Origin of the sequence: Reinekea marinisedimentorum (assembly GCF_004341165.1) — a bacterium.
GTDB classification, from domain to species: Bacteria; Pseudomonadota; Gammaproteobacteria; order Pseudomonadales; family Natronospirillaceae; genus Reinekea; species Reinekea marinisedimentorum.
In genome coordinates this window covers 1-15,074 of record NZ_SLZR01000002.1, presented here as the reverse complement: position 1 = coordinate 15,074, position 15,074 = coordinate 1, and the positions used below count along the sequence as shown (strand labels likewise).

The window sequence follows — 15,074 nt, the reverse complement described above, 5'->3', positions numbered from 1 at the left end:
ATAAAATATGGAGTTGACCATGGCGTGGAATGAACCACCAGGTGGGGGTAATGACCAAGATCCTTGGGGTAACCGGAATCGTAAAAAGAACGATGGACCACCGGATCTGGACGATTTATTTAAGCAGCTCAACACGAAGCTGAACAAGTGGCTGGGTGGCGGTGGCAATAAAAACCGCAACAGCGACGACGCACCAAAAGGCAGCGGCGGTGGCATAGGGTCCATCCTTGCTATTTTGGTCGTGCTTGGTGTGATCTACACGGTGTATAACTCAGCTTATACCGTCGATGAATCTGAGCGGGCCGTGGTACTGCGACTGGGTGCTTTCCAGAGCATTCAGCCACCGGGTCTGCATTTTAAAATTCCGTTTGTCGATGTGATCGAGGAAAAGGTAAACGTTACCCAGATCCGCGAGCACAGTCTCAACGCATCAATGCTGACTGCAGATGAAAACATCGTGCAGGTTTCCATGACAGTGGAATACCGTGCCGCCGATGCTAAATCTTATGCGCTCAACGTACGTGATCCTCAATCGACCATGTCGCACGCGGCAGAATCGGCCTTAAGGCATGTTGTGGGCTCTGCGCGTCTGGAATACGTAATTACCAATGGCCGTGATGAAGTTCAGTCTCTGGTGAAAGAGCGCCTGCAGGAATATCTCGACAGCTACCGTGTCGGTATTCAGCTGGCCGAACTGAAAGTGAACAACGCATCAGCACCGGCTGCGGTGCAGGACGCCTTCGATGATGTAATCAAGGCCCGCGAAGATCAGCAGCGCCTGATCAACGAAGCCCAGGCCTATGCCAACCAGATTGTTCCAGTTGCTCAAGGCCAGGCCCAGCGTCAGCTGGCAGAGGCTGAAGCCTATCGCCAGGAGTCAATCGCAAAAGCATCGGGTGATGCTGACCGTTTCACCTCGCTGTTGACCGAATATCAGAAGGCACCAGAAATCACCCGTCAGCGTCTGTATCTGTCTACCATCGAAGAGGTATACAGCAAGAGCGCCAAGGTATTGTTGGATGTCGAAAGTGGCAACAACATGATGTATTTGCCGTTGGATCAGATTCGCAAAAGTGCCCCGGCAACGGTAGGCGGTGTATCTGGCTTGTCTAACATTGACTCTCTGACTCAGTCTGAAATCAGCGATCTATACGATCGGATTATCACTGAGCAGAGCCGACGTCGTAATAATTAATAGGAGCGATAAGATGAATTTTAAAAGTAGCGCTCTAATTGCATTACTTGCGGTGCTGATCGTGGCGGGTTATGTCAGTCTGTACACGGTAAAAGAAACCGAAAGCGCCATTAAGCTGAAGTTCGGTGAGGTGGTGACCACGGATATTGAGCCTGGTCTGCACTTCAAAATTCCGGTTGTGCACGATATCAAAAAGTTCGATATCCGTGTCATTACCCTGGATAGCCAGCCAGAGCGATTCATTACCAGCGAGCAGAAGAGCCTGGAAGTGGATTCCTACGTGCAATGGCGCATTGCCGATACCCTGAAGTTCTATACCGCGAACAGTGGTGGTGATTTCTTCTCTGCCAATCAGGTACTGGGTTCGCGTGTAAACGCGGCACTGCGTGATGCCTTTGGTGATAAATCTCTGCGTGAAGTGGTTACCGGTCTGAAAAATGACCAGAAGCTTCCGGCGACCAACATCATCGGCTCAGCAGATGATGGTGAGCGTGATGCACTGATGGAAGAAGTGTTGATAAAAGTGAATCGCGTTGCTCATGAAGAGCTGGGTATCGAGGTTCTGGATATTCGTGTGAAAGCCATCGATCTGCCGGAGCAGGTATCCGACGACGTATTCCGTCGTATGCGCTCTGAACGTGAGCAGCTGGCACGAAGCTTCCGCTCAGAAGGTCAGCGACAGGCTGAGATTATCAGCGCTAATGCGGATCAGGAACGTACCATTACACTGGCAAACGCCTATCGTGAAGCTGAGAAGATTCGCGGTGAAGGTGATGCAGAAGCAGCAAAAATTTACGCTGATGCTTATAGCAAAGATGCGGATTTCTATGCCTTCTACCGAAGCCTGCAGGCTTACCGCACATCCTTTGGGGATTCCGGTGACCTGATGGTGCTGGAACCGGATTCCGATTTCTTCCGTTTCCTGAAAGATCAGACGGGTAAGCAATAAAAGGCCAGAGCCTCCAAAAAAGGCTTGGGTACTGCTTGCTAGCAAGTGTATAATCCATCAACCGGGCGATGCCCGGTTTTTTTGTGCCCTAAATTAGTGAAATGATGGGATTTAACTACGCATGACAATAGCTGCACGCTGGCTTTTGCCGGACGGCATAGAAGAAATATTGCCGCCGCAAGCCGCTAGAATCGAAGCTCTGCGACGAGCTTTGCTAGATGAGTACCAGGTTTGGGGATTCGACCTGCTACAACCTCCAACCGCAGAATATCTGGAATCACTCCTCACCGGCGTAGGCCATGATCTGGATTTACTGACCTTCAAAATCACCGATCAGCTGAATGGTCGTATGATGGGCGTCAGTGCAGACCGCACACAGCAGGTTGCACGCATGGATGCTCACTCAATCCCGAAAGAAGGGGTTGCCCGCTACTGCTACTGCAGTCAGGTGCTTCATACCAAAGCTACTCATTTACTCAGTTCTCGAAACCCTCTGCAGATTGGCGCAGAACTCTACGGCACCTCCGGTAACCAGAGCGACCTGGAAATTATTTCCCTGATGCTGCGTTCGCTGGAAATTGCCGGCCTGAAGGATGTGACGGTCGATCTCGGTCATGTGGGTATTTATCAGGCACTGATCGCTGAAATGTCATTGACCGCTGATCAGCAGGCTGAGCTTTATACGTTGCTGCGGCACCGTGCATTGCCGGAGCTTGCCCAATGGCTGAGCAGCTCAGAGCTGACAGATAAGCAACAGCGTATTCTTGCCAAGCTGCCGGAAATGGCCGGTTCTGTCACCAGTATCTCAGATTGGAAGGCTGCCCTGGCAGGCGCTCCGGATGAAGTCTTTAATGCACTGGCGAACCTGCAGGCGATTGCAGAAGCGACCATTCAGCGTTTCCCGAACGTAAACGTTCACCTGGATCTGGCCGAACTTCGCGACTACAACTATCACACCGGCATGGTGTTCTCGGCATTTGTTCCCGGTTTTGGTCAGCCTGTCGCCCGTGGTGGTCGTTACGATCACACCGGCGAAGTATTTGGCCGTTCGCGCCCGGCAACTGGTTTCTCCAGTGACCTTAAGGTGCTTACCTGCCTGACTTCTCTCGATTGGTCTGCATCCAGCGGCATACTTGCCCCAGATTCAGACAGCGTTGCGCTGCAACAGAAGATTCAGCAACTGCGTTCACAGGGTGAGCGTGTAATTCAGTTATTTACCGGTCAGACCCATATTGAAGAATTGGGATGTGACCGTATGCTGGTTATGGAAGATGACCAGTGGCAAATCCAACCGTTAGTTAACAATGGGCGAAATTAATATGGGCAAGAATGTTGTCGTTCTGGGCACCCAATGGGGTGATGAAGGTAAAGGTAAGATCGTTGATTTACTGACTGAAAATGCCGATGCCGTCGTGCGTTTTCAGGGTGGTCACAATGCGGGTCACACTCTGGTGATCGATGGCGTTAAAACGGCTTTGCATCTTATTCCATCGGGCATTCTGCGTGATGGCGTTAAATGCGTCATCGGCAATGGTGTGGTTCTTTCCATTACTGCACTGCTGAAAGAAATGGCCATGCTTGAAGAGAAGGGTGTTCCTGTTCGCGAGCGTCTGGCGGTTTCGCACGGCTGCCCGCTGATTCTGCCAATTCACGTTGCGCTGGATAACGCTCGTGAAGCCAAGCGCGGTAAGAACAAGATTGGTACCACCGGTCGCGGTATTGGCCCTGCCTATGAAGATAAAGTCAGCCGACGCGGCGTGCGCTTGGGTGATGTCTTCCAGCCAGGCTTCAAAGAGAAGCTGGTCGATGTTCTGGAATACCATAACTTCATGCTCAAAGAGTATTACAATGCCGAGCCTGTTGATGTTCAGGAATGTATCGATCAGGTGATTGCCGAAGCCGAGAGCATCCGCGATATCACCGTGAATGCGGTCAGCCTGGTGCACAGCATCCGTGAAGCCTCCGGCAATATCATGTTTGAAGGCGCTCAGGGCTCACTGCTGGATATCGACCACGGTACTTACCCGTATGTAACTTCCTCCAGCACAACCGCTGGCGGTGTTGCTACCGGCTCTGGCGTTGGTCCGCTGTATCTGGATCAGATCATGGGTATTACCAAGGCTTACACCACCCGTGTGGGTGCCGGCCCGTTCCCAACTGAGCTGTTCGATGACGATGGCAAGCACCTGGCAGAGAAAGGCCATGAGTTCGGCACCACGACTGGCCGTGCCCGTCGCTGTGGTTGGTTCGATGCCGTGCTGGTGAAGCACAGCATCCGCATCAACTCAATCAATGCCATCTGCCTGACCAAGCTGGACGTTCTGGATGGTCTGGAAACCGTGAAGGTTTGTGTTGGCTATAAAGACGCAGACGGCAACGAGGTTGAATGGCCAGAATCTTCAGAAGCCTTCGAAACGACCACTCCGGTCTATGAAGAGCTGCCGGGCTGGACCGAGTCTACCTTCGGTGCCAAGTCAATTGACGATCTGCCAAAGAATGCGCGTGACTACATTGCCTACATTGAAAAGGCGATTGGTGCCCGTATTGATATCGTTTCAACCGGCCCTGACCGTGTTGAAACCATCGTGCTGAAGCATTCCTTCGAAATGTAATCTCAGCCAGCCGGAAGGCAGCCGCCTTCCGGTTTTACACTCTCAAGTGCCCCGTTAATAACTCTCCGCTACTGTTATCAGCCTGCAAACGCTATACTCCGATCACATTTAAACCAGCGAACTACGGATATCGTGAAAAACAAAAACGACGAACTCAAGGACCCTCACCAGCTGCGTGAGGCAGAGAAGTATGACAACCCTATTCCCAGCCGGGAGTTTATTCTTAAACATCTAGAGCAGCGCAAAGGCCCTGCTTCTCACCCTGAGTTGTGCAAAGAGCTGGCTCTGTTTTCAGACGACAACATTGAAGCCCTGCGCCGCCGGCTGATTGCCATGGTGCGAGATGGCCAGTTGCACTGTACCCGTCGCGGCACCTATGGCGTCATCGATAAGCTGGATCTGGTGCGCGGCCGCGTACAGGGCCATGCTGATGGTCATGGTTTCCTGATCCCTGAACAGGGTGGCAAAGATTTCGTGCTCAACTACCGGCAGATGCGTTGTTGTTTCGATGGTGATGTGGTGCTGGCGCGAAAAGGCAGCCGTGATAATCGGGGTCGAATTGAAGCGACAATCAAAGAAGTGCTGGAACGCAATACCGATGAACTGGTCGGTCGCTTTCGCTGGGATGGTGGCTTTGGTGTCGTCCGTCCGGAAAACAAACGCATTACCCACGATATTCTGGTCCCGCCGGCCGATGTTGAACAGGCCAGCGATGGCGACATTGTTGTCGTACGCATTATTGAACAGCCGGAATTCCGCAAGCAGCCCATTGGCAAAGTCATCAAGGTGATGGGCGAGCACATGGCGCCGGGCATGGAAATCGATATTGCACTGCGCAGCTATGAAATTCCGCATGAATGGCCGTTTGAAGTTGAAGAACAGATTGTCGGCATGAGCGAAGAGGTCAATGAAGACGATAAGGTCGACCGCGTTGATCTTCGTGGTGAAGCCTTTGTGACCATCGATGGTGAAGACGCGCGCGATTTCGACGATGCCGTGTTTGCCAAGCCATTAAAGAACGGCAACATTAAACTGTTCGTGGCCATTGCTGATGTCTCTCATTACGTGCCGGTGAACAGCCCGCTCGATTACGAGGCCCGCAATCGCGCCACCTCGGTATATTTCCCTGAGCGCGTTATTCCCATGCTGCCAGAGGTGCTCTCTAACGGCCTGTGCTCACTGAACCCGCATGCTGACCGTTTATCACTGGTCTGTGAGATGGATGTTTCAGAGCAGGGCGAGGTGCTGAACTTTAAGTTCATGGAAGGCGTTATCCACTCGCACGCACGGCTAACCTACACCATTGTTGGTGATCTGCTGGAAGACAGCAGTAAGCGCAATGACTTCAAAAAGAGCTTTGGCGCTAAGGTACTGAAAAACATCGATACCCTGAACGAGGTGTATCAGCGTTTCCGTGTGGCCCGTGCCGAGCGTGGCGCTATTGAATACGAAACGCGTGAAACCCGCATCGTGTTCGATAACGACCGCAAGATTGATCGCATTGTGCCAACCGAGCGCAATGAGGCGCATCGTTTAATCGAGGAATGCATGCTGGCGGCGAACGTTTCAGCCGCGACCTTCCTGGAAAAACTGGAAATCCCGTGTCTGTACCGTGTGCACGATACCCCCTCTTTTGAAAAACTGGAGAACCTGCGTACCTATATGGGTGAGCAGGGCCTGGCGTTGACCGGTGGCTTCAAGCCTACGGCAAAAGACTACCAGAAGTTGCTGGCGCAAATTGTTCACCGTGAAGACTTTGAACTGCTGCAAACGGTTATGCTGCGCTCTATGGCGCAGGCAGTTTATCAGCCGGACAACATTGGTCACTTCGGTCTGGCGTTCGATAAGTACGCACACTTTACCTCGCCGATTCGCCGCTATCCGGATTTACTGGTACACCGGGCCATCCGCTCGGTAATCCGCAGCAAGAAGCGAACGTCCATGGTGCGTCGTATGAAGCACACCATCCTGATGCAGCCTGCCGATATCTACCCGTACGATATGAAGGCGATGTACGAGTTGGGTGAGCAATGCTCAATGGCCGAGCGCCGTGCCGATGAAGCCACCTGGGATGTTATTGCCTGGTTGAAGTGTGAATACATGCGCGGCCATATCGGCGAAGAGTACACCGGTACGGTTTCCTCGGTGACGAACTTTGGTCTGTTTGTTCAGCTCGATGAAGTCTATGTAGATGGCTTGGTGCACATTTCCAGCCTGCAGTCAGATTATTACCAGTATCAGGAGGCCGGTCACCGTCTGGTGGGTGAGCGGACTCATAAAATCTATAAGCTGGGCGATAAGCTGAGCGTGCGTGTTACCCGCGTGAGCCTGGATGAGCGCAAGATCGATTTTGAACTGGCCGATCAAAAAGGCAGTGGCTCGGGTGGTCAGGGTAATTTCAAAGGCCGGAACAACAGTAAAAGCTCAGCCAAAAACAAGGGTAAGAGCTCCGCTAAAAAATCAAAGAGCAAAGCGCCTTCCGGTACTAAGAAGAAAAGCCGCAAGCGTTAATCTAAAGTTACTTCGGTGAGCCGCCATTAAGTTCGCGGGTACGATCAGTACTGCGCAAGGCTGCCACCGAAGACTGCGGCTATTCTGTTATAAATTTAAGTTTTAGGAGTTAATAGAATGTCCGATTCCATGTGGGTTTTTGGATTGCATGCTGCGCACAGCGCGCTGGAAACCAACCCGGATCGAATCCGTGAGGTCATTCTGCTGAAGGGTCGGCAGGATAACCGAATGAATAAGTTGCTCGATTTAGTGCGAGAGCAGGGTGTGAAGTTCCGCCTGGTCGATCGCGACAGCTTTGAGCGAATTCTTCAGAAGCAGCAGTTGAACGATGCCCGCCATCAGGGTGTACTGTTGCAAACAATGGCGGCACCGGTGCTGAAGGAAAACGATCTGGAAGCGATGCTCGATAAGCTGGAAGAGCCGCCGCTGTTGCTGGTTCTGGATGGCGTGACCGACCCGCATAACATCGGTGCCTGCTTGCGCAGCTGCGATGCTGCCGGTGCGCATGGCTTGATTGTACCGAAGGATAAATCTGCGACCTTAACGCCAACAGCGGTCAATATTGCCAGCGGTGCGGCGGATACAGTGCCGTTCTTTGCAGTGACGAATTTGACGCGTACGCTGGAGTCTTTAAAGGAACGTGGCATCTGGGTTTACGGGACGGCAGGAGAGGCTTCAACGCCTATTTATCAGAATAAGCTCACCGGGCCGATTGCATTGGTGATGGGGGCTGAAGGAAAGGGGTTACGTCGGTTAACGCGCGAAACCTGTGATGTGCTGATTAACATCCCAATGGCCGGTCAGGTCAGCAGCCTGAACGTTTCGGTTGCTGCCGGCGTCTGCCTGTTTGAAGTTGTCCGCCAACGCCAGTAACACCCTACAGGGACTAACACCTCTGGACCGCGGGCGTCTCGCCCGCAAAGTAGATGTTAGGTGCTAGGTGCTAGATGCTAGATGCTAGCTATTAGCACCGGGATGCCGGACCACTCACGTCTCACATCTCACGTCTTACTACAGCTTCCTGCTCAGGTTTTCGGGAACTCGGCCTGCGGCCTCAACACCCCTCGGCACCTGCGCAGAAAGCCCCGGCTGGTAGCGCTGATACGGCTTGAACTAGAAACTAGTTACTAGCATCTAGCACCGGGGTGCCGGACCACTAGCATCTAGCTACTAGCACCTTACAGCTCAATCAAAAAGCAGCTTCGATAGTCCCTTTGTAGGTGGTATCGATAAACTGGCGAACCGGTTCAGAGTGAAAGATTTCAACAAACTTTTTATAGGTTTCGTTATCTTTATCTTCCGCACGACTTGCGATTTGCATGACGGCAAATTCGGCATCTTTAGATTCAAGATAGATGCCTTGCTCGGCAGGGTTTAAGCCTGAAGACATAACGTAGTTCATGGTGATAACAGAGGCATCCACGTCATCTAAGGTTCGTGGCAACTGAGCTGCTTCAACTTCAACAAATTCAAATTTCTTTGGATTCTCAACGATGTCGTAAATGGTCGTTTTAGAATCCGCATCGGCCTTAAGGGTAATGAGGTTGGCATCGGCCAGCAGAATCAATGCGCGACTGCCGTTCGTTGGATCGTTCGGAATTGAAATGCGTGACTGTTCTGGCAGCTCTTCAATAGAGTGATACTTGGAAGAATAAATACCCATGCGCATTAGGATAGAGCGGCCAATAGAGCTGAGTTTTTGCTCGCTGTTGTTATTAAAGTTATCCAAAAATGGCTGATGCTGATAGCTGTTAAGATCCAGACTACCATCGGCTAGCGCCGCATTGGGTGTGATGTAATCTGAAAAGATTACTACTTCAACTTCTAAACCTTGCTTTGCCGCTTCTTCGGCAACGGCTTCTACCACTTCTGCGTGCGGCCCAACGGTGGCACCTACTTTTATAACTTGGCTGTCTTTATCACCACAAGCTGCCAACAGCAGTGCGAACGGCAACACAGTTAAGAATCTAACAATTTTTTTCTTGAACATCACAATTTCCTTTAAGAGTACACAGCGCTATAAATCGCCGGTCGAAACAATACTATAAAGATAAAAAACATCTACCTATTTGGTTTCAACAAATAGAATCGATTCTTATATGCTTATAGTCATCTGGGTATTGGAAGATAAAATATTTAGTACGCAGATAATGAGTGATTGAAGGTATTCATCACTCATTATCTGAAGAGTCAGTCGATTTAAAACCCGAACATTAAACTCAGCGATGGTCGACGCGCTTGACCAGATAATCTCCCAAAGATTGAATGATCTGAACAAATACAACCAGGATGACAATGGTCATCATCATGACTGCGGCATCGAAGCGCTGATAACCGTAGCGAATACCAACGTCACCCAAACCGCCACCGCCAACGGTACCCGCCATGGCAGAGTAACCAATAAGCGTCACCAATAAGATCGTGATTGCATGAATAATGCCGGGCAGGGCTTCGGGCAGCAGCACTTTAAAGATTATCTGATACGGTTTTGCGCCCATTGCTTGAGCAGCCTCCACTAATCCGGATGGCACTTCCAACAAGGCACCTTCAATAAGCCGGGCAATAAAAGGGATTGCGGCAATGGAAAGCGGTACAACGGCGGCTGCCGTTCCGATAGAGCTACCGACTATAAAACGGGTAAAGGGTATAACGGCGACCAGCAGGATGATAAACGGAATGGAGCGGCCAATGTTTACCATAACGCCCAGCGCCTTATTGAGGTTTTTATTACTCAGCAACCCCGATTTTTTTGTTAAATGAAGCAGTACCCCTAATGGGATGCCAAATATCAAGCCGATTAAGCCTGCCAAAAATACCATGGTTAGGGTTTGCCCGGATGCGGTAATAAGCAGGTCGATCAGGCGCTCATTCGTTGTCCACCAGGTTGAAAACATCTCAAGCGACATAACCCAACACCTCCACTTCAATTTTATTTTCTTTCAAAAAAGCGATCGCCTGCTCTGTGGCTTGTGGCGATCCAAAAAACTCTGCCAGCATCAGGCCAAACTTTATGCCGCCAACGTAATCCATATTGGAGCTCAAAATACTAATGTCTAAGTTAAGTTCTCTGGCAACATGGCTGATGATCGGTGCATCGACCGAAGCGCCGGTAAACTCCAGGCGGACAAGCGGGTAGCTGTTTGGCGACTGGCTGGCTGACAGGCGAGCGGCATAGTCGGCAGGAATGGAAAGGTCTAAGGTAGAGCGAATAAATTGTCTGGCCAGTTCTGTTTTAGGGTGGGCAAAGATATCCCCAACAGGGCCTTGTTCAACTAACTTTCCGCCGCCGATAATGGCAACGTCGGAGCAGATGCTTTTTACCACGGCCATCTCATGGGTGATCAGCAAAATAGTCAGGTTGAATTCCCGGTTAATTTTACGCAATAGCTCCAGAATGGAGTGGGTGGTTGCCGGGTCCAGTGCGCTGGTGGCTTCGTCGCACAGCAGCACCTTCGGGTCGGACGCCAACGCGCGGGCAATGGCTACGCGCTGTTTTTGACCGCCACTTAAGTTGGCTGGGTAGCTGTCTTTTTTATCACTTAAACCAACCAGTTCTAATAGGCTTTCAACCTTTTCTTTAATTTCCTGCTTACTAACGCCCGCCAATTCAAGCGGTAAGCCTACATTATTGAATACAGTGCGTGACGAAAGCAGATTGAAGTGCTGGAATATCATGCCGATTTTACGGCGAGCGAGCGTGAGTTCGTTGGCCGATAAGGAATTCAGCTCTATACCATCAACAAAGATACGGCCTTTGGTTGGGCGCTCTAATAGGTTCACACAACGAATCAAGGTACTTTTACCTGCCCCTGATGAGCCGATCACGCCGTAGATACTGCCTTCAGCAATACTCAGGTTAATATCATCCAGGGCTTTAATTTCACGCCCGGCCTGATAAAAAACCTTATTCACATTTTTAATTTCTATCATCGAAAACCCTAAAGTCACCTGCTTTAATATTGCATAGCAGGGTTCTGGCCCGCTACAGGCAGCATAATACTGTGCTTTGCGTTAGCCTTGTATCAATCGTCATGGTGAGGAGAAGCGCGACCATAAAGTGTGTGGTTTGCTGAGTCAATGAACGGTTTTGGGAACTGCGGTTGTGCCTCAAATATTCTGCCTTAGCACTTTATGCCCCTTTGCGGTTGACCTATCTATCGTTAGTTATACTGCTTGAACTAGCATCTAGCATCTAGCACCGGGATGCCGGACCACTAGCATCTAGCATCTAGCATCTAGCATCTCACATCTCACATCTCACATCTCACATCTCACATCTCACGTCTCACGTCTTACAACCCTCGCCACTCGCCACCAACCGGTACTTCCTGCTTAGGTGTTCGGGAACTCGGCCTGCGGCCTCAAACACCCCTCGGCACCTGCGCAGAAAGTCCCGGCTGGTAGCGCTGATACGGCTCAAGTTAGCATCTAGAAACTAGTACCTAGCTACTAGAATTTAGCATCTAGCATCTAGCATCTAGCATCTAGCATCTAGCATCTAGCATCTAGCGTCTCACGTCTTCCTAGCGGCCAATACATCATAACTGCTTGATTTTAAATAAATTATGGTTGTCGCGTATCTCAGAGCATTGCCACATCTGTCGGTTTTTATGGGAGCGCGGCGTTGACAGGAAATACTAAGCTGCTCAATATGACTGGTCTGTAGAGGCGTTTGAGTTCATTTTAGGTTTGAAAACTACGACGCTGGAAAAAGCGACAGATGTCGTAAAACAAACTGTTATAGGCCACTAAGGGGTTCAGTTGAGTAAATTTATTATCTATGGAGCAGGGCTGTTAGTTGTTCTGTTTGTTGTTGGTCTTCTTGGTTTTTTGACAATCGATAACATGCTTCATAGTCAAGCAACATTTGCTAACCGGCAGGGTGATCAGTTTTTTGTAACAGGGTTATCAAGTCTTCTGGTTAACTTAGGCATACTTTGTTTCATTTCATCGCTAATTAGTTATTTAGCATTCTTATATAAGCGAAGTGTGAAGCTTTTAAAATACAATAATTTTCTTTGGCTCGTGGGTGGTATCTTGGTGTTCATAGGCACTATAGAGTACTGGCTATAACAAGCCAAAGCTGCATTGGCCTGAAAGCGTTTGCTGCGCAAACCAGGCCAGGACAAAAAATCGCTGCGCGCTTTTTTGCCGCAGTTTAGGAACGTTAGATCTAAGAGATCACATTATGCTGCCACCTTGGAAACACACAGATCTTGATATTTCACCAACTGAATTTGAGCATCTTGTGAAAGATTGGGTGGAGAAAGCGGGAAAGAACTTAATTTCAATTGATGTGAAACACAATCAAAAGTTAGAAGCCTACGACAGTACATACCAAATAGATGTTGTTGCAAAGTTTGAGGCACTCGGTGGAGACTTTGTCGTACTTATTGAATGTAAGAAACATAAAAGCGCCATACCACGGTCACTAGTGCAGGAACTACATGACAAAGTCCGATCAATAGGTGCTCATAAAGGAATGCTGTTCGCTACTACAGGATTTCAATCCGGGGCTCTTCAATACGCTAAAGCGCATGGAATTGCTCTGGTAAGAATCACTGATGGAAACGCAAGTTACGAAACGCGCTCTACAGAAGCAGCACCTGAACCACCAGCCTGGCGTGACTTACCTGCTTATATGGGGTGGTTACTTCAAGAAACGGACGATGGGAAGGTAGGAGTGAGTGCAATAGATTTCAGAGAAAATACTATTAATGAAATCACTCAATAAAAGCTCTAACAAGGCGCTCGTTCGGATGCAAACTACGCTGCGCTTCGTTTGCACCGCACAGGTTTGACGTTGAAGATGTAGAAAAACGCAGGTTACTGAAAACTACCCGTTAGGAGAGTGCTCTGAAATTATTTATATGTAAGAAATCGAGCTATTTTTAAAGATATTGGTCTATTTTGGGGTCATTAAAATGGTCAAATTTAGGGGTTTTTAAATGGGCGAGGTTGTTCTACAGCCTCGTTAATAGTCAAAGAAATAATGGAGTAATCATCAAGTGCCGATTTTCGATATTTCAGGGGATAAGTTATCTTCCGTCGAGCAAAAAAACTTTTCTTTTGAGAAGGATTTGCAGCTCCTGATAGAGAAAAATCTAGAAACGGTTTTCAATTGCCGGTTCATTGCGAGTGAGTTTTCGACTGGCGCTCAGCATGCAGGTAGAATAGACAGTCTTGCGTTATCGGAAGAAGATAATCCGGTAATAATCGAATATAAGAAAGTCGAATCTTCCGAGCTTATTAATCAGAGCCTTTTCTACTTGCATTGGATTCATGATCACAAAGGTGATTTTGAAATCGCAGTACAAAAGGCGTTGGGGAATGGTGTAAAGGTAGATTGGTCTGATGTTAGAGTTATCTGCATCGCCCCAAACTATAAGAAGTATGACCTGCATGCTGTGCAGGTAATGGGCGCGAATATTGAGCTATGGAAATATCGTTTATTTTCAAACAGCTCTCTTTACCTTGAAGAGGTTTTTCATACTGCCAAGTCATCGGCAGTAACAACGCCTTCGGCTTCCACGGATAATGGATATAAAAATCCTGTTATGGTTAAGGCCGGGAAAAAAGCAGCACTCACCCGCGCCACGGCAACCTATACATTTAATGAAAGGCTTAAAGGGAAAAGCGACGAAATCCAAGAATTAACAGCAACCATACGAGAATTCATCATTGGTTTAGATGAATCAATTGAAGAAGTGCCCAAAAAATTCTATGTTGCTTACAAAATCTCGCAGAACATCGCCTGTATGGAAGTTCAAGGTAGGAATATCAAGCTGTTCTTAAAGCTTAAACCGTCAGATATACCAGAGGACACAAAAAATTATCGAGATGTAACATCAATAGGCCATTACGGTACTGGTGATGTAGAGTTTACTGTATCGTCAGAAGCAGAGTTTGAGTCAGTGAAAGACTTTATAGTAATGGCATATAACAGGGTTGGTGGCTAATGACTTCTAGCAAGGCTATTGAATTGGATACCTACCGTCACTTATCGCTCTCACGTTCGCGCCATTTATGTCAGCGTTGAAATTTTAGAAAATCACCCGTTAGTAGAGTACCCTAAATTATTTTTATCTGAGAAATCGAGCTATTTTTAGAGCATCGGCCTATGTCGGGCCAATAAAATAACCATTTTAACAATTTTAAAGTGGATGAGGCCCTCATACAGCCTCGCCGAGTCTCAATAATAACCGAGTAAAAACATGAAAATCGAAATAGATAACCTAACCGAAGAAGAGCTGGTCGAGCTTAACCACCGCATTGTAGAACGCTTAAAATTTCTTGAATCTATGCATACACACAATGAAATGATGCAGTTCAGCCCAGGAGAGCAGGTTAGCTTTGACCCACCTGGCAGAGGGCGTCAGGTAGGTACATTGGTTAAGTACAATAAGAAGACGGTAACCGTCATTACAGAATCCGGGCAAAGGTGGAACGTATCTCCGCACATGCTTAATAAGGTTAAGCCTGTTAAGTCTCAGGGTAATAAATCCAGTAATGTAATAGAGTTGCCAAAGCATAAATAATTTGTGCTAGTACAGACTCGATATGATAGGTTGTAGAGCAGGCAGAGGCTTGACCTGACAAACTCATGTAGGTCGATTCTGTTCCATTGTGAGTTTGGGCTAAGCCTATAAGGGCGCCATGGGGTCATACCCGCGAAGGCGCACTACTGTCCGGAATAATTTCATAGCAGTAATGCCGAATTCATAAACTAAGTGCGACACACATTCAAAAAATGGAGGTGACCTGCAATACTCCGTCTTTTTCGCTCCCGGCAAGAAGTGAATTAGAC

The 15,074-nt window shown here is 48.7% G+C and carries 12 protein-coding genes; 9 read left to right on the top strand and 3 right to left on the bottom strand.

What is annotated here, in order from left to right:
- The first annotated feature begins 19 nt into the window (after positions 1–19).
- The 6 genes from hflK to rlmB all read left to right on the top strand — a co-directional run bounded on the left by hflK (position 20) and on the right by rlmB (position 8,140).
- A complete protein-coding gene (gene hflK, locus BCF53_RS02360) occupies positions 20–1,195 on the top strand; it encodes an FtsH protease activity modulator HflK (protein WP_132699517.1) in 1,176 nt (391 codons plus the stop codon).
- A gap of 13 nt (positions 1,196–1,208) precedes the next feature.
- On the top strand, positions 1,209–2,144 hold the full coding sequence (gene hflC / locus BCF53_RS02355; RefSeq protein ID WP_132699515.1) for a protease modulator HflC: 936 nt from the start codon (positions 1,209–1,211) through the stop codon (positions 2,142–2,144).
- Positions 2,145–2,265: 121 nt separating this feature from the next.
- Positions 2,266–3,462 carry an ATP phosphoribosyltransferase regulatory subunit gene (locus BCF53_RS02350; RefSeq protein WP_132699513.1) on the top strand — a complete coding sequence of 399 codons (1,197 nt, stop codon included), beginning with the start codon at positions 2,266–2,268 and terminating at the stop codon, positions 3,460–3,462.
- A gap of 1 nt (position 3,463) precedes the next feature.
- Positions 3,464–4,756, top strand: coding sequence for an adenylosuccinate synthase (locus tag BCF53_RS02345; RefSeq protein WP_132699511.1), 1,293 nt, complete (start codon positions 3,464–3,466; stop codon positions 4,754–4,756).
- Positions 4,757–4,888: 132 nt separating this feature from the next.
- Complete coding sequence (rnr, locus tag BCF53_RS02340; RefSeq protein ID WP_243645752.1) at positions 4,889–7,267, top strand: ribonuclease R; 2,379 nt, start codon at positions 4,889–4,891, stop codon at positions 7,265–7,267.
- A gap of 117 nt (positions 7,268–7,384) precedes the next feature.
- On the top strand, positions 7,385–8,140 hold the full coding sequence (rlmB, locus tag BCF53_RS02335; RefSeq protein WP_132699507.1) for a 23S rRNA (guanosine(2251)-2'-O)-methyltransferase RlmB: 756 nt from the start codon (positions 7,385–7,387) through the stop codon (positions 8,138–8,140).
- Between the two features lie 316 nt (positions 8,141–8,456).
- Here the strand turns inward: rlmB and BCF53_RS02330 are convergent, their stop codons facing one another.
- The 3 genes from BCF53_RS02330 to metN all read right to left on the bottom strand — a co-directional run bounded on the left by BCF53_RS02330 (position 8,457) and on the right by metN (position 11,197).
- The gene (locus BCF53_RS02330; RefSeq protein WP_132699505.1) at positions 8,457–9,257 is read right to left on the bottom strand and encodes a MetQ/NlpA family ABC transporter substrate-binding protein; all 801 of its coding nucleotides are present in this window, start codon (positions 9,255–9,257) and stop codon (positions 8,457–8,459) included.
- 229 nt (positions 9,258–9,486) lie between these two features.
- Entirely contained in the window at positions 9,487–10,173 is a 687-nt protein-coding gene (locus BCF53_RS02325; RefSeq protein WP_132699503.1) for a methionine ABC transporter permease, read from the bottom strand.
- Entirely contained in the window at positions 10,163–11,197 is a 1,035-nt protein-coding gene (gene metN / locus BCF53_RS02320) for a methionine ABC transporter ATP-binding protein MetN (RefSeq protein WP_132699501.1), read from the bottom strand. The genes BCF53_RS02325 and metN overlap by 11 nt, the downstream gene beginning before the upstream one ends.
- Positions 11,198–12,455: 1,258 nt before the next feature.
- On the opposite strand from metN, the gene BCF53_RS02315 reads away from it, so the two are divergent.
- The 3 genes from BCF53_RS02315 to BCF53_RS02305 all read left to right on the top strand — a co-directional run bounded on the left by BCF53_RS02315 (position 12,456) and on the right by BCF53_RS02305 (position 14,805).
- The gene (locus BCF53_RS02315) at positions 12,456–13,001 is read left to right on the top strand and encodes a restriction endonuclease (protein WP_132699499.1); all 546 of its coding nucleotides are present in this window, start codon (positions 12,456–12,458) and stop codon (positions 12,999–13,001) included.
- 274 nt (positions 13,002–13,275) lie between these two features.
- Complete coding sequence (locus BCF53_RS02310) at positions 13,276–14,226, top strand: DUF5655 domain-containing protein (protein ID WP_132699497.1); 951 nt, start codon at positions 13,276–13,278, stop codon at positions 14,224–14,226.
- A 255-nt stretch (positions 14,227–14,481) separates the two neighbouring features.
- Positions 14,482–14,805 (top strand): hypothetical protein, encoded by a 324-nt coding sequence (locus BCF53_RS02305; RefSeq protein WP_132699495.1) that lies wholly within the window; start codon positions 14,482–14,484, stop codon positions 14,803–14,805.
- Positions 14,806–15,074 lie beyond the last annotated feature (269 nt).

Coding starts and splice junctions, on each gene's coding strand:
- hflK (WP_132699517.1), top strand. CDS start 20: ATGGCGTGGAATGAACCACCAGGTGGGGGTAATGACCAAGATCCTTGG.
- hflC (WP_132699515.1), top strand. CDS start 1,209: ATGAATTTTAAAAGTAGCGCTCTAATTGCATTACTTGCGGTGCTGATC.
- BCF53_RS02350 (WP_132699513.1), top strand. CDS start 2,266: ATGACAATAGCTGCACGCTGGCTTTTGCCGGACGGCATAGAAGAAATA.
- BCF53_RS02345 (WP_132699511.1), top strand. CDS start 3,464: ATGGGCAAGAATGTTGTCGTTCTGGGCACCCAATGGGGTGATGAAGGT.
- rlmB (WP_132699507.1), top strand. CDS start 7,385: ATGTCCGATTCCATGTGGGTTTTTGGATTGCATGCTGCGCACAGCGCG.
- BCF53_RS02330 (WP_132699505.1), bottom strand. CDS start 9,257: ATGTTCAAGAAAAAAATTGTTAGATTCTTAACTGTGTTGCCGTTCGCA.
- BCF53_RS02325 (WP_132699503.1), bottom strand. CDS start 10,173: ATGTCGCTTGAGATGTTTTCAACCTGGTGGACAACGAATGAGCGCCTG.
- metN (WP_132699501.1), bottom strand. CDS start 11,197: ATGATAGAAATTAAAAATGTGAATAAGGTTTTTTATCAGGCCGGGCGT.
- BCF53_RS02315 (WP_132699499.1), top strand. CDS start 12,456: ATGCTGCCACCTTGGAAACACACAGATCTTGATATTTCACCAACTGAA.
- BCF53_RS02305 (WP_132699495.1), top strand. CDS start 14,482: ATGAAAATCGAAATAGATAACCTAACCGAAGAAGAGCTGGTCGAGCTT.